The sequence below is a fragment of the Herminiimonas fonticola genome, assembly GCF_003293745.1.
Taxonomy (GTDB): domain Bacteria; phylum Pseudomonadota; class Gammaproteobacteria; order Burkholderiales; family Burkholderiaceae_D; genus Oxalicibacterium; species Oxalicibacterium fonticola.
On the sequence record NZ_PTLZ01000001.1, the window covers coordinates 258,928 to 273,813 of the forward strand.

At 51.9% G+C, this 14,886-nt stretch carries 14 protein-coding genes; 10 read left to right on the forward strand and 4 right to left on the reverse strand.

What is annotated here, in order from left to right; all coding sequences use genetic code 11:
• The first annotated feature begins 37 nt into the window (after positions 1–37).
• The 8 genes from Hfont_RS01265 to Hfont_RS01300 all read left to right on the forward strand — a co-directional run bounded on the left by Hfont_RS01265 (position 38) and on the right by Hfont_RS01300 (position 6,852).
• Positions 38–508, forward strand: coding sequence for a F0F1 ATP synthase subunit B (locus Hfont_RS01265; protein ID WP_112990445.1), 471 nt, complete (start codon positions 38–40; stop codon positions 506–508).
• Between the two features lie 2 nt (positions 509–510).
• On the forward strand, positions 511–1,044 hold the full coding sequence (locus Hfont_RS01270) for a F0F1 ATP synthase subunit delta (protein ID WP_112990446.1): 534 nt from the start codon (positions 511–513) through the stop codon (positions 1,042–1,044).
• Positions 1,045–1,093: 49 nt separating this feature from the next.
• Positions 1,094–2,629: a F0F1 ATP synthase subunit alpha gene (gene atpA / locus Hfont_RS01275; protein ID WP_112990447.1), complete on the forward strand. Its 1,536-nt coding sequence runs from the start codon at positions 1,094–1,096 to the stop codon at positions 2,627–2,629.
• Between the two features lie 27 nt (positions 2,630–2,656).
• Positions 2,657–3,526, forward strand: a complete 870-nt coding sequence (gene atpG, locus Hfont_RS01280; protein ID WP_112990448.1) for a F0F1 ATP synthase subunit gamma — start codon at positions 2,657–2,659, stop codon at positions 3,524–3,526.
• Between the two features lie 84 nt (positions 3,527–3,610).
• The gene (gene atpD / locus Hfont_RS01285; protein ID WP_112990449.1) at positions 3,611–5,011 is read left to right on the forward strand and encodes a F0F1 ATP synthase subunit beta; all 1,401 of its coding nucleotides are present in this window, start codon (positions 3,611–3,613) and stop codon (positions 5,009–5,011) included.
• An 88-nt stretch (positions 5,012–5,099) separates the two neighbouring features.
• Complete coding sequence (locus tag Hfont_RS01290) at positions 5,100–5,522, forward strand: F0F1 ATP synthase subunit epsilon (protein WP_112990450.1); 423 nt, start codon at positions 5,100–5,102, stop codon at positions 5,520–5,522.
• Positions 5,523–5,587: 65 nt separating this feature from the next.
• Positions 5,588–6,031: a CoA-binding protein gene (locus Hfont_RS01295; RefSeq protein ID WP_112990451.1), complete on the forward strand. Its 444-nt coding sequence runs from the start codon at positions 5,588–5,590 to the stop codon at positions 6,029–6,031.
• Positions 6,032–6,042: 11 nt separating this feature from the next.
• On the forward strand, positions 6,043–6,852 hold the full coding sequence (locus tag Hfont_RS01300; RefSeq protein ID WP_112990452.1) for a PPK2 family polyphosphate kinase: 810 nt from the start codon (positions 6,043–6,045) through the stop codon (positions 6,850–6,852).
• Positions 6,853–6,894: 42 nt separating this feature from the next.
• Here the strand turns inward: Hfont_RS01300 and Hfont_RS01305 are convergent, their stop codons facing one another.
• The 4 genes from Hfont_RS01305 to Hfont_RS01320 form a co-directional block, all read right to left on the reverse strand.
• Entirely contained in the window at positions 6,895–7,701 is an 807-nt protein-coding gene (locus Hfont_RS01305) for a slipin family protein (protein ID WP_112990453.1), read from the reverse strand.
• A 158-nt stretch (positions 7,702–7,859) separates the two neighbouring features.
• Complete coding sequence (locus Hfont_RS01310) at positions 7,860–8,567, reverse strand: PepSY-associated TM helix domain-containing protein (protein ID WP_112990454.1); 708 nt, start codon at positions 8,565–8,567, stop codon at positions 7,860–7,862.
• Between the two features lie 2 nt (positions 8,568–8,569).
• On the reverse strand, positions 8,570–9,292 hold the full coding sequence (locus Hfont_RS01315; RefSeq protein WP_112990455.1) for a DUF4198 domain-containing protein: 723 nt from the start codon (positions 9,290–9,292) through the stop codon (positions 8,570–8,572).
• Positions 9,293–9,347: 55 nt separating this feature from the next.
• On the reverse strand, positions 9,348–11,465 hold the full coding sequence (locus Hfont_RS01320) for a TonB-dependent receptor (RefSeq protein WP_112991637.1): 2,118 nt from the start codon (positions 11,463–11,465) through the stop codon (positions 9,348–9,350).
• 351 nt (positions 11,466–11,816) lie between these two features.
• On the opposite strand from Hfont_RS01320, the gene Hfont_RS01325 reads away from it, so the two are divergent.
• Together Hfont_RS01325 and Hfont_RS01330 are read left to right on the forward strand one after the other, a co-directional pair.
• Complete coding sequence (locus Hfont_RS01325) at positions 11,817–14,099, forward strand: catecholate siderophore receptor Fiu (protein WP_112990456.1); 2,283 nt, start codon at positions 11,817–11,819, stop codon at positions 14,097–14,099.
• Positions 14,100–14,177: 78 nt separating this feature from the next.
• Positions 14,178–14,858, forward strand: coding sequence for a Fe2+-dependent dioxygenase (locus Hfont_RS01330; RefSeq protein ID WP_112990457.1), 681 nt, complete (start codon positions 14,178–14,180; stop codon positions 14,856–14,858).
• Positions 14,859–14,886: the final 28 nt, after the last annotated feature.

Here is a 14,886-nt window from a genome sequence, read left to right on the forward strand (position 1 = left end):
ACATTTTCGGCATACGTTACTTAGAGAAGGAAATACCATGAACTTAAATGCAACTTTGATTGCGCAGTTCGTGGTCTTCTTCATCCTGGCAGGCTTCACGATGAAATTCGTGTGGCCACCATTGATGAATGCGCTCGATGAGCGCGCCAAGAAGATCGCGGACGGTTTGGCAGCTGCCGAACGTGGCAAGTCTGATCTGGCAGCCGCTGAAAAGCGCGCCCAGGCAGAACTGACATCTGCGCAAGAAGCAGGTCAAAAGCGTATCGGCGATGCCGAGAAGCGCGGCCAAAGCATTATTGATGAAGCCAAGAAAACAGCCGCTGAAGAAGCTGCGCGTATCATCGCGACAGCCAAGGCAGATGCTGATCAGCAAGCAACCCAGGTTCGCGAAGCATTGCGTGACCAGGTCGCTACCCTTGCAGTTAAAGGTGCTGAGCAAATTCTGAAGCGTGAAGTCAATGCTGCAGTCCACGCCGATCTGTTGAACCAACTGAAAGCCGAGCTGTAATCATGGCCGAACTCGCAACGATTGCCCGTCCTTACGCCGAAGCTCTGTTCCGTGTGGCGAAAGCCGCTGATTTGAATGGCTGGTCTGAACTGGTTTCCGAAATGGCACAGGTTGCTGCGAATCCCGATGTGTATGCATTGGCGCACAACCCGAAAGTTTCGGATGACGTTATCAGCAATGCATTCATCTCGGCGCTCAAATCGCCGGTTGGCGCTGAAGCGAAAAACTTCATCAACATGCTGGTGCAAAATGACCGCCTGACGCTGTTGCCGGAAATCGCGACACAGTTTCACGCATTGAAAAATGCACAAGAAGGCGCCGCTGATGCAGAAATCGTCAGCGCGTTTGAACTGTCGTCAGCGCAGTTGACCGAGCTGGTCGCAACGCTGGAAAAGAAATTCGGCCGCAAGCTTAATCCGACCGTCGCTGTTGATAGCGCATTGATCGGTGGCGTGCGTGTCGTTGTTGGTGATGAAGTGCTCGACACCTCGGTGCGCGCGAAACTGCAACAGATGCAAGTTGCGTTGACTGCGTAATCGTCGTCGGACCTAGCCCAAGCTACAGAGAAAAATTTTAGGAGTTTATATGCAACTCAACCCGTCTGAAATCAGCGAACTGATCAAGAGCCGCATTCAAGGCCTTGGCGACACCGCTGAGATTCGCAATCAAGGCACGGTTATTTCCGTGTCCGACGGTATCTGCCGCATCCACGGTCTGTCCGACGTCATGCAAGGCGAGATGCTGGAATTCCCAGGCAATACTTTCGGCCTCGCGCTGAATCTGGAACGTGATTCCGTCGGCGCCGTTATTCTGGGCGAATACGAGCACATCTCTGAAGGCGACACGGTTAAATGTACCGGTCGTATTCTGGAAGTGCCTATCGGTCCTGAACTGCGCGGCCGCGTCGTTAATGCTCTCGGTCAACCGATCGACGGCAAAGGTCCAGTCAATGCAAAATTGACCGCTCCTATCGAAAAAATCGCACCAGGCGTTATTGCTCGTCAATCCGTCGACCAACCAATGCAAACCGGTATCAAAGCGATTGACGCGATGGTACCTATCGGTCGCGGTCAACGCGAACTGATCATTGGTGATCGCCAAACTGGTAAAACAGCTGTCGCGATCGATGCCATCATCAATCAAAAAGGTCAAAACGTAACGTGTATCTACGTTGCTATCGGCCAAAAAGCATCGTCGATCAAAAACATCGTTCGTTCGCTGGAACAACACGGCGCGATGGAATACACCATCGTGGTTGCTGCAACGGCATCTGAATCGGCTGCTATGCAGTTCGTTTCGGCTTACTCCGGTTGCGCCATGGGCGAATACTTCCGCGATCGCGGTGAAGATGCGCTGATCGTGTATGACGATTTGTCGAAACAAGCTGTTGCGTACCGTCAAGTGTCCTTGCTGTTGCGTCGTCCACCAGGCCGCGAAGCGTTCCCTGGCGACGTGTTCTATCTCCACAGCCGTTTGCTCGAACGCGCAGCACGTGTTAACGCCGACTACGTCGAAGCGTTCACCAAAGGCGCAGTAAAAGGCAAGACCGGTTCGTTGACAGCATTGCCTATCATCGAAACACAAGCAGGCGACGTTTCCGCATTCGTTCCAACCAACGTAATTTCGATTACCGACGGTCAGATCTTCCTGGAAACATCGTTGTTCAACTCGGGCGTCCGTCCAGCGATTAACGCTGGTATCTCGGTATCGCGCGTTGGTGGTGCTGCTCAAACCAAAGTCATCAAGGGCCTGTCCGGCGGTATCCGTACCGATTTGGCGCAGTACCGTGAATTGGCTGCGTTTGCTCAGTTCGCTTCGGATCTGGATGCATCGACCCGTAAGCAACTCGACCGCGGTGCACGTGTAACCGAATTGTTGAAACAAGCTCAGTACGCTCCATTGTCGATCTCGTTGATGGCGGTTTCGCTGTTTGCGGTCAACAAAGGTTACTTCGATGACCTCGAAGTCAAACGTGTACTCGCATTCGAATCAGGTCTGCACGGTTTCATGAAGTCCAGCCACGCAGCATTGCTGCAAAAAATCGAAGACACCAAAAAGCTCGAGAAAGACGACGAAGCTGCATTGGCTGCTGCGATTGCTGATTTCAAAAAATCGTTCTGATTCCGGGGCTATAAGGAGTAATAACTCATGGCTTCAGGCAAAGAGATACGTGGCAAGATCAAGAGCGTAGAAAATACGAAGAAGATCACCAAGGCGATGGAAATGGTCGCAGCATCCAAAATGCGCAAGGCGCAAGACCGGATGCACGCGGCTCGTCCATACAGCGACAAGATTCGTAATATCGCTGCCAACTTGTCGCAAGCCAATCCGGAATACTCGCATCCGTTTCTGGTGAAGTCGGATGTGTCGAAAACGGTTGGTTTCATTATCGTGACGACTGACAAGGGTTTGTGTGGCGGTATGAACACGAACTCCCTGCGTATCGTGACGACTAAATTGCGCGAACTTGAAGCGCAAGGCAAGAAGGTCGAAACCGTCGCAATCGGCAATAAAGGTTTGGGCTTCCTGAATCGTATCGGCGCACGTGTTGTGTCGCATGCGGTGCAAATCGGCGACACCCCTCACCTGGACAAGTTGATTGGTCCGGTCAAGGTGATGCTCGATGCGTATCAAGACGGCAAGCTGGACGCGGTGTATGTCGTGTACACCAAGTTCATCAACACGATGAAGCAAGAGCCGATGATGGAGCAGTTGCTGCCATTGGCCGCTGATGCGTTGAAGGCAGATGCAGATTCGCTGGCTTGGGATTACATCTATGAGCCGGATGCGCAAGCCGTGATTGATGAATTGTTGATCCGTTATGTTGAAGCGCTGATTTTCCAGTCTGTAGCGGAAAACCTCGCGTCCGAGCAATCGGCTCGCATGGTGGCGATGAAATCGGCAAGCGACAATGCAGGTAGCGTGATTGGTGAACTGAAGCTGGTCTATAACAAGACGCGTCAGGCTGCGATTACGAAAGAACTTTCCGAGATCGTTGCCGGTGCGGCTGCGGTTTAATTCGATTGCTGGACAACTCCAAGCGTAAGCAAGGCGTTGTTCTCAACAACCAGATTTTAAATTTTATATATTGAAGGAACGAAAATGGCTGATGGCAAAATCGTTCAGTGTATCGGCGCGGTGGTGGACGTTGAATTTCCCCGCAATGCGATGCCTAAGATTTACGATGCCTTGAAGATGGCAGGCTCCGAACTGACGCTGGAAGTTCAGCAACAGTTGGGTGACGGTATTGTTCGTACCATTGCACTCGGTACATCCGACGGTTTGCGTCGCGGCATGATCATTCAAAACACTGGCAATCCAATCACGGTGCCAGTCGGTACGGCTACTCTTGGCCGCATCATGGACGTGTTGGGTAACCCAATCGACGAATGCGGTCCTGTGAGCCAAGAGCGCACAGCATCGATCCACCGCAAAGCGCCTGCGTACGACGAATTGTCGCCATCGCAGGATTTGCTGGAAACAGGCATCAAGGTTATTGACTTGGTTTGCCCGTTTGCAAAAGGCGGTAAAGTCGGTCTGTTCGGTGGTGCTGGCGTCGGTAAGACAGTCAACATGATGGAACTGATTAACAACATCGCTAAAGCACACAGCGGCTTGTCCGTGTTTGCTGGTGTTGGTGAACGTACTCGTGAAGGTAATGACTTTTACCACGAGATGGCTGATGCGAAAGTAGTTGATCTGGAAAATCCAGCCAACTCCAAAGTAGCGATGGTCTACGGTCAGATGAATGAACCACCAGGTAACCGTCTGCGCGTTGCGTTGACCGGTCTGACTATGGCTGAAGCGTTCCGTGACGAAGGTAAAGACGTGTTGTTCTTCGTCGATAACATCTATCGTTTCACACTGGCTGGTACTGAAGTATCCGCTCTGCTGGGTCGTATGCCTTCGGCTGTGGGTTATCAACCTACACTGGCTGAAGAAATGGGTCGTCTGCAAGAACGTATTACCTCGACAAAAACCGGTTCGATCACATCGATCCAGGCCGTCTACGTTCCAGCGGATGATTTGACCGATCCATCTCCAGCAACCACGTTTGCTCACTTGGATTCCACCGTTGTTCTGTCACGTGACATCGCATCGCTCGGTATCTACCCAGCGGTTGATCCACTCGATTCGACATCGCGTCAATTGGATCCACTCGTCGTTGGTCAAGATCACTACGACACAGCTCGCGCTGTTCAAGGTACCTTGCAACGCTACAAGGAATTGCGCGACATTATCGCGATTCTGGGTATGGACGAGTTGGCACCAGAAGACAAACTGCTGGTCGCACGTGCACGTAAGATGCAACGTTTCCTGTCGCAACCGTTCCACGTTGCTGAAGTATTTACCGGCGCACCAGGTAAATACGTTTCGCTCAAAGATACGATCAATGGTTTCAAAATGATCGCATCCGGCGAACTCGATCACCTGCCAGAACAAGCGTTCTACATGGTAGGCACTATCGAAGAAGCAATCGAAAAAGCGAAAAAACTCAACTAATCATTGAGCAGCTTGCGCGGTGCAGCTTCAACGCTGCATGCGCAAGCAAACGTTTTCCGGTCTTTGGACGAAGAAATAAGGTTCTAACATGGCACACACAATGCGCGTAGAGGTAGTCTCCGCCGAAGAAGAAATCTTCTCCGGCGAAGCAGAGTTTGTCGCGCTGCCGGGCGAATCAGGCGAACTCGGCATCTTGCCGGGCCACACGCCACTGATCACACGCATCCGACCAGGTGCGGTTCGCATCAAGATTGCCGGCCAGGCTGAAGACGAATTTGTCTTTGTAGCAGGCGGTATTCTGGAAGTGCAACCACACGGCGTGACGGTTCTGGCCGACACCGCGATTCGCGGTGCCGATCTGGATGAAGCCAAGGCAGCAGAAGCAAAACAATTGGCCGAAGAAGCACTGGTCAATAGAGAATCGAAAATCGACTACGCACAAGCACAGGCTGAATTGGCCTCAGCGATTGCACAGTTGGCGGCGATTCAACGGTTGCGTCAAAAACGTTAATCGGGAATTCCCGCATACAATGAAGGGCAGCTTAGGCTGCCCTTCTTGTTTTTGGAAAAGGAATCATGAATCAAAATCCGCAAACCATCACCAAGTTACTGGCCGAATCACGCGTCATTGCCATCGTCGGCTTATCCCCCAAGTCGGATAGGCCCAGCCATGGCGTCGCCGCCTACCTGCAACGCCACGGATACCGGATTATTCCAGTCAATCCGGTGTGTGCAGGCACTCACATTCTCGGTGAGCATTGCTATGCAACGTTGATGTTGGCAGCCGCAGCGCTGGAGGAGCAGCAAACGCGTATCGATCTGGTGGATATTTTCCGCAAATCAGAATTGGTCGGCCCCATCGTCGATGAAGCTATTGCGATCCATGCCCGAGGCGTATGGCTGCAAATTGGCGTGATCAATGAAGCGGCAAGCGACAAGGCGCGTGCCGCCGGCCTGGATGTCGTCGCAGATCGTTGTACAAAAATCGATCATGCCATCTGGCATGCCGAGCAAGGTTAACGGAGATCACTATGGCCAGCATCCAGCAACAATTCCGAGCGACTAAAAAGCAAAAGATAGTGGATGCGGCTGCCGGCAAGAAACCGCTTTCCAGCGGCGACAAGGCCGGGGATAAATTGCAGGTTGAGCAGCTCGCACAGCAGATTGCCGACGTGCAGGAGATTTTGTACGCCGAACGCAAACATAAAATCCTGATCGTCTTGCAAGGTATGGATACCTCCGGCAAGGATGGCACTGTGCGCGGTGTGTTCGGCAAGATTGATCCGCTCGGTGTCAGCAGCATCGCTTTCAAGGCACCGACTGCGGAAGAGAAGGCGCACGATTATTTGTGGCGCGTGCATCAGCAAGTGCCGGGGCTGGGCGAGTTCACGATTTTCAATCGTAGTCATTACGAAGATGTATTAATCACACGCGTACACGACTGGATAGACAACAAGGAATGTGCAAGGCGTTATGAGCACATACGCGCATTTGAAAAAATGCTGGCGGAAACCGGTACCGTCATTCTCAAATTCTTTTTGCACATTTCCAGCGACGCGCAAAAGCAGCGGCTGGAAGAGCGTATCGCCTATTCCGACAAGCACTGGAAGTTTGATCCCAACGATCTGGAAGAGCGCAAATACTGGAGCGATTACCAGCGTCAGTATGCAAAGGCGATCGCTGAAACCGATGCCGCTCATGCGCCGTGGTACGTGATTCCAGCTGATTCAAAAACACATCGCAATCTGGCGATAGCCAGCATCTTGCTGGATACCTTGCAGAAGTTGAAACCGGCTTTTCCTCCGGCTAATCCAGCGTTTGCGAAGTTGAAGGTCGTCTGACGCAGATGCGTCGGACTCAAACGATAGCGCGTCATCTCATCGTTACATTGCCATTCTGTTGTCGTCAGGTGTCGCATGACCCGATGATTCAGCGGGTTTAAGGCGACTGAGGAAGGACAGCAACTCTATCGGCAGAGGAAAGATGATGGTCGTGTTTTTATCTGCTCCTATCACCGTCAGGGTTTCCAGATAACGCAACTGTATTGCTTGTGGTTCCTGTGCCAGGATTTTGGCTGCAGCAAATAATTTTTCAGACGCCTGCAATTCGCCTTCGGCATGAATTACTTTGGCGCGCCGCTCACGTTCAGCCTCCGCTTGTCTGGCGATGGCTCTGATCATGGATTCCGTCAGATCGACTTGCTTGATCTCGACGTTGGCAACCTTGATGCCCCACGAGTCGGTTTGTACATCCAGCGATTCTCTAATGTCGTGATTCAATTTTTCCCGCTCGGCCAGCATGTCATCCAAAACGTGCTTGCCTAATACCGAACGCAACATGGTTTGTGCCAATTGGCTCGTTGCGTTCAGGTAATTCGCCACCTGAATGATCGCCTTTTGCGGATCAATGATGCGGAAGTACACAACGGCACTGACCTTCACGGAAACGTTATCGCGCGAGATGACATCCTGAGTCGGCACCTCGAGCACCACGGTACGCAAATCCACGCGTACTACCTGCTGAATCAAGGGAATGATGATGACCAGACCTGGCCCCTTCACCTTCCAGAAGCGGCCCAAGGTAAAGACGACGCCACGCTCATACTCGCGGAAAATCTTGATGGCCGAGACGAGGAAAACGATGATAGCAAGGGTAAAAAAAGACGGAAGCCAGTTTAGTTCGGAGAACATGATGAATCTCCTTTAGCCAATTGCCTCGGTAAAGATGACGAGTGGCAATTGTCACTCGCCATACCGTCAGCAATTCATCTATTCATAGTAGGCATTTTTGCCGGGATGTCCATAAAGACATTCTGGACTTTGCACCCAGATCTCCGGCGGGCCGGTACTTATATCGACCACATGAACCAGACCCCGGCCAGTAAAGCGCCAACGCTGGTCATGACTGCGATGCTGCGCACGGTGTGCAATTGCGTCCACAGCAGAAGGCCGGTAATTGATAACAAGATCAAACTACCGGCGATTGAGTCAGCCAGCAAAACCCAAAAAGCACTCACACCGATAGACATATGCAAGCGGGTCAAAGTACCGATCGGCGTGGCATCAACCTGATCCAGTTTAACGAAGCGATTGCCGACGAAATATTCGGCAGATACACCGCGGCCGGGGCGATTCAATGCGATGGTCCAACGCTCTGGCTGGGTTAATTCGCGGTCATCCCACAGGATGGTTTTTGCCGGTTGGGATTTGACGACGGGTGGTGCAATAGGGACAAAATCCAGTTCCTTTTGCAGCCACCTGGACATCTCTTCAGGATTGGCAAAACGGCTGGATGGAAGTGTCAGCTGCGCGGTTGATTGCACAGTTTTCTCAACGGGGATTTTCAGGATGGCGCGATGATTGAGCAAAATGCCGGTCGCACCAAACAGCAGTCCGAACACGGCACCCCATAGTCCAACGTACAAATGAATCTTGCGCAGCCAGGTGAGGAAGATGGCGCGTTTGCTGCGCCGACGAACGTGTTTGTCATGCGAAGCAATGCCGGATAAATCGACCGGCTTGCCTTCGCGCGTGCGAAACGTTCCGTCAGCACTCATGCTTAGTCCATCGGATGTTTAGGTGGCTGCACCGGGCCGGCATTTGCGCCCTTGCTTTTCACAAAGGTGTAAGTCAAATGATTGCGCAGATTGTCATATGGCTTGCCCGCAAATTCGCCAGCGGTTTTATCGATGTGCAGCACATGCATCACATACTGGCCGCGCCATGGCGTATTGATTTCAACGATGCCTTGCTCATTGGTGTGATGTTCCTGCATCCAAGTGTTAGGCGCGATGACTTCAAGCTTGGCGTTTTTCAGCGGCTGTCCGCGATATAGCAAAACGAAGGAGTTCGCTTTGCTGCCTTGAGCAATATCCAATACCAGTGGCGATGTTGTACCGCTAGCCAAGGGTTGACCGAGGCGAGCATAGTAATTCGACTTGGCCATGCCGAGGTTGTGTTTGGTCAGGTCTGCAACAGCAAGGGATTCTTCCAGCGCCAGAACGGTGGATGCTTTGCCGCTGGCAATGCCTAGGTGAGTGGCCGTGCGATTGACATTGACTGATTTGACGTCGCTGCCGTTGGGCACGAATGCTTGTAAACCGCTAATGCGATCAAGTTTGCCCGGACTTTTCTCTCTCAACTGAACATCGACTTCGCCGTAATACAGTGATGCGTCGGTCTTGCCTGATTCCAGCCAAAGGTAATGTGCTTGCGCTACGCTGCTTACCAACAATGCTGCACAGCAGGCTGTGGCAAGTAAGGGTTTGATGAAATTTTTCATTGTTTGCCAATCTAAAAAATTGCCCACGACCTTTAGGGTGGTGGGCATGTTGTTATCAGAATGCGTAACGTGCGGTTAATTGCACATTGCGTGGAGCACCTGGCAAGTTGAGATTGGCAGAAGTGCCGTGACCAGAGATGATGTACTCGCGGTCGAACAGATTGTTGACGTTCAACTGCAAATCGAACCCTTTAATGCGGTAAGCCACCATCGCATCCATCGTTGTGTAGCTTGGCAGCGTGACGGTATTGGCCGGATCGGCAAAGCGATCGCCGACATAGTTCACGCCGGCGCCGGCGCTGAAGCCGTGGCCTAGGGCCTTGGTCAGCCAGATGTTGGCGCTGTGCTCAGCCGTCAGGGTGGCGCGCTTTCCCTCTAGTGGGACCTTTACACCATTATTGCCCGCTCCCGTACTAGGTGACTTGGCCACGCGCGCATCCAGATAGGCGTAGCCGGACCAGATTTGCCAGCCGCCCGACAGATCGCCGGTAAACGTCAGCTCGATACCATCGGTACGCTGCTCGCCGATGGGAACGAGGACGCCAGGTTTGGTCGGGTCGCTAGACTTGATGTTGGTCCGGTCCAGTTGGAACAGCGATGCGGTGGCCGAAGCTCTGCCATCAAATAAATCAAACTTGGCACCAATTTCCTTGCTGGTAGTTTCTTCCGGTGCCAGTTGTGCGGCGTTCGCTGCCAGCGCAAAGGTTTCCGCAGATGGCTGGAACGATTTGCTAACCGATGCATAGTAGGACTGAGTGGTGCTTGGCTGATACACCAGACCGACACGCGGACTCCATGCTGTGTCGGTGCGGTTCAGATTGGCTTGTCCGGCAATGTGTTGCTGGGTTTCCTGCTTGAATGAGTCGTAGCGGATGCCGGCCAGAGCTTTCCATTTTTCCGATAGTGTAACGAGGTCCTGTACATAAGCACTGGCCGTGGTCAGGATACCCTTGTTGTCAGTCGTACTCGTTGGTGCCGTGACGGTGAACGGGACGACTGGATTGACTGGGTTGAAGAGATCAACCGTTGCAATGTTGTTTTGCGTCAGAAATCGTTGATTCTTGTTTTGCTGACCAATTTCCACGCCATACAACATTTGATGCTGCATACCGGCCAGCGTAACTTTTTGCATCAACTCGGTCTGGTTGAAATAGCCACTCTCGTCGCGTTGAACATTACCGCGGCTGAGCGTGGCCCTTTTTGTTGTTTCATTAACCGCGGAAACATTCGTATTGTAACGAGCCAGTGAGTATTCGTAGTAACGGAAGGTATTGCGTATCGACCATTCATTGTTGAAACGGTGATCCAGCGTGAAACCCGTCGAAGTTACTTTCGCATCCGAATAATCGTTGTCTCTGGCATTGGCTGCACCGTAATAAGTACTCGGCGCGACATTGACAGGCAGGCCTTGATAAGAAGGAATACCGAAGTCGGTCACACGTTTGTCATGCAGATATTCAGCTTGCAGCAGCAGCTTGGTATTGTCACCGAGTTTGAGCAAGAGTGAGGGCGCAAATGCCTCGCGCTCCAGGAATTGCTGGTCGCGATAACTATCTGCTCGCTCTACCGCACCGGTCACGCGAAAGGCAACGCCGCTTTCTTCATAATTGCGGGCAAGATCAAACTCGCCACGGCGCTGATTCCAACTGCCGACTTGCAGCATGGCTTCGTTTTTGTCCATGCCAGGTTTTTTGGTAACGCGGTTGATCAAGCCACCGGACGAGCCACGACCATACAGAACAGATGCAGGCCCTTTGACGACCTCTACCTGCTCAACATTGGACATGTCACGGAAATACAGTGCATCGTCACGCACACCATCAACAAACTGATCGCCAATCGCGGTGAAGCCGCGAATCGTAACCTGGTCGCGTTGACCATCGCCGTGCGACAAGCCAACACCAGGCACGGATTTCACGGCGTCCTCCATTGAGCGCACGGCTTTGTCGCGCATCAATTCTTGCGGGACTATGTTTACAATTTGAGGGATATCGCGCAATGGCGCGTCTATCTTTGTCGCGCTAGTCGAAGTGGTCGTGTTGTACGTTTGTTCGCCAGCTTGTACCGTCACTGCGGGCAAAGTTGCCTCGGTGGGTGCAGTTTGGGCAAAAGCAGCAGGGGTGGAAAACGCAGCCAGTAAAGCGGCGGCCAGTGGGGTGAGGTGGCGATTCATACGGTCCTTTTGGGTAATCAGAAATTGATTGATTGGAAAATTTATTTGGCAGTCAATTTTGTGCTGGCCAACATTCGATGCCGCTTTGGCAGCGGATAAAACATTGCTCACTTTGAGGTCTCGAATTATAAATACGAATTATTATCGTTTCAATAATGAGAGCTATTTGTATCGCGCTTTGTATCATTTCCAACACAATTTGGTTTGCATAGTAAAAGCGAATCATTATCATCTGTATTCCGTTGATTCTTCGGATCGACAGCCAGCCATCTGATTTCATCCACCGACTTGTGTCGTGCCGGTTGCAGACTAGCCAGTGCACCTAATCATCACAACTTGGAGGAATTACAGATGGCTCATATCAAAAGCCGCAAGCACCATATCGCCCGTCGTTCTAGCTGTTCCGCAGCAATTGCAATGGCATTCATTGCCTTGCCTGGTGCAGTTTATGCGCAGCAAACCAGCGACGCTGCTGCAAAAAAAACAGAAACACTTCCGCAGATCACAGTGCAGGGTGCGTCGCCTGAAAATTACAAGGCAGATACTGTTTCTTCGCCAAAATTCACGCAGCCGCTGATTGATACGCCGCAAACGGTTTCTGTCATCAAAAAGGAAATTTTGCAGCAGCAGGGAGCGACTTCCTTGACGGAAGCCTTGCGCAATACACCGGGTATCAGTATCCAGCTCGGTGAAAACGGCAATACGCAAACCGGCGATGCGATCTTCATGCGCGGCTTCGATACATCCGGCAGCATTTTTGTCGACGGTATTCGCGATCTGGGTTCGATCTCGCGCGACACATTTAATATTGATCAGGTAGAAGTCGTCAAAGGCCCATCGGGTTCCGACAATGGTCGCGGCGCTTCTTCCGGTTATATCAACATGTCCACCAAATCGGCGCAATTCGAAGACTTTACTAATGGCAGCCTGACGGTTGGCACGGCAGATCGCCAACGCGCGACGGTTGATTTGAACCGCAAGCTGGATATCGGTATTCCGGGTTCAGCATTCCGCCTGAATTTCGTGGCACAGGATTACGGCACGCCAGGTCGTAACGAAGTAGAAAACAAACGTGTCGGTATCGCACCTTCCTTGTCATTTGGTCTGGGAACGGCAACGCGTACGACCTTGAATTACCTGCACATAGACCAAAGAAATACCCCGGATGGCGGCGTGTCGACTTTTGGCAAGGACGGTTATGTTTTCCAGGGACGAGTCAATAACACGAGTCCTTTCGTTCCTATCGGTAGGGGCCCGGCCGTCGATTCCAGCAATTATTACGGCGTAAATGGTGATCATGACGATGTAACGATCGATATGCTCACTGCTCGCATCGAGCACGATATCGCGCCTGGCACGACCATCCGCAACACAACGCGCGTCGGCCGCTCCAAGCAGGATTTGTTGATCACGGGTGTAAGCGCTCTGGTGCCAGCGGATGCGGCGGTCGGGGGCAATCCAGCAACCTTTACCGTTGGCAGATCGCGTCAAGGGAAGCAACAAACCAATGACATCGTGACTAATCAGACTAACCTGACGACCGAGTTTGATACCGGCTTCATCAAGCACACCTTGTCGACCGGTGTTGAATTCATCTATGAGAGCCAGAACTCGCAAACGCCGGTGACGAACTCGACAGGTACAAAGGCTAATCTGTACTCCCCGAACAGGAACGATTCGGTGGCAGCGCCTATTTATCGCGGAACCTACTCGGACGGTAATACGTTCAGTGCCGCCGCTTATGCATTTGATACCTTGAAACTTTCTGAACAATGGTTGCTGAGTGCTGGCGCGCGTTTGGAACGCTTCCGTACAGAGACTAACTCTGCCAGCTTTGCAAGCAACACGTTGACGAAGAATCCTGATCAGACTCTGACAGATACGTTGTTGAGCTGGAAGCTCGGTGCAGTCTACAAGCCGGCAGCCAACGGCAGTATTTATGCAGGCATATCCAATTCTTTCCAACCACCAGGCGGCAATAACTTCTCGTTGAATGCTGATCCGACAAATGCCAACAGCCCTACCTTGAAACCGCAGGAAGGCAGCAATATCGAACTCGGAACCAAGTGGGATCTGTTTGATAATCGCGTGTCTGCAACCGCAGCCATCTTCCGCAGCGAAAACAAGAATGAATTGGTTTCCGACGGCGGCACGCCAGAAGTCTTCAGCCAACTCGGCAAGCGTCGTGTCGATGGCATCGAGCTGGGTCTGGTTGGACAAATCACGCCACGTTTGAATGTCAGTACAGGTCTTGCGTATATGGATTCCAAGATCATCAAGGGCACGCCAACCAATCAGGGCGGCATTATCGTCTTCTCGCCTAAGGTCACGTTCACTTCCTGGGCGACATATAAACTGGAAAACGGCATCACGATCGGTGGCGGCGCGCGTTATGTAGATACGCAAGCACGCAGCAGCAATGTCACCGCGCCGACCAGCGGTTTATCGACCATGCCAGACTACTGGGTTGCTGATGCAATGGCTTCCTACGACGTTAGCAAAAACCTGTCGCTGCAGCTGAATGTATATAACCTGTTCGACAAGAAATACATCGCATCGTTGAACAACAGTGGTGCACGCTACACGCCGGGTCAAGAACGTAACGCATTGCTGACGGCAAATCTCAAGTTCTAAGCAATAGATCTATACAGGGTAACGTTATACTTTGAGCCTCTCCTTCGGGAGCGGCTCTTTTCATTTAAGGACAAGATCATGATGTTGCATATACCCGAGGTGCTAACACCGCAGCAGGTCGCGGAAATACGCAGTCGGCTAGATAAGACAGATTGGGTCGACGGACGCGAGACAGTGGGCGCCCAGGGTGCGCAAGTCAAACGCAATCGGCAGTTGCCTGAGCTTTCTCCTATCGGAAGAGAACTTGGAGAAATCATTCTCAAGGCATTGACGAAAAACCTGCAGTTCATCGCTGCCGCGTTGCCGTATCGTTTCGTGCCGCCATTATTCAATCGCTATGAAGGTGGCGAACACTACGGTTTTCACATCGACGGTTCGATACGCACCATTCCAGGCACCAACTTGAGTTTGCGTACCGATTTATCATGCACGTTGTTTCTTTGCGAGCCGGAAGAATACGAGGGTGGAGAACTGATTGTTGCTGACACTTATGGTGAGCACGAAGTGAAGTTACCGGCCGGCGATCTCATTTTGTATCCGTCGAGTAGTTTGCATAAAGTCGAGCCGGTTACCAGTGGCGCACGGGTTTGCTCATTCTTCTGGATACAAAGCATGGTTGCCAATGATGGACACCGCACGATGTTGTACGAACTTGATCAGAACATTCAAAAGCTGCGGGAAAAAGTAGGCGATTGCGAAGAAGTGGTCGGCCTGACCGGGCACTATCACAATCTGTTAAGGCAATGGGCCGCTGTCTAGTCAGCGACAAGGGTCGTGGTAGTTGATC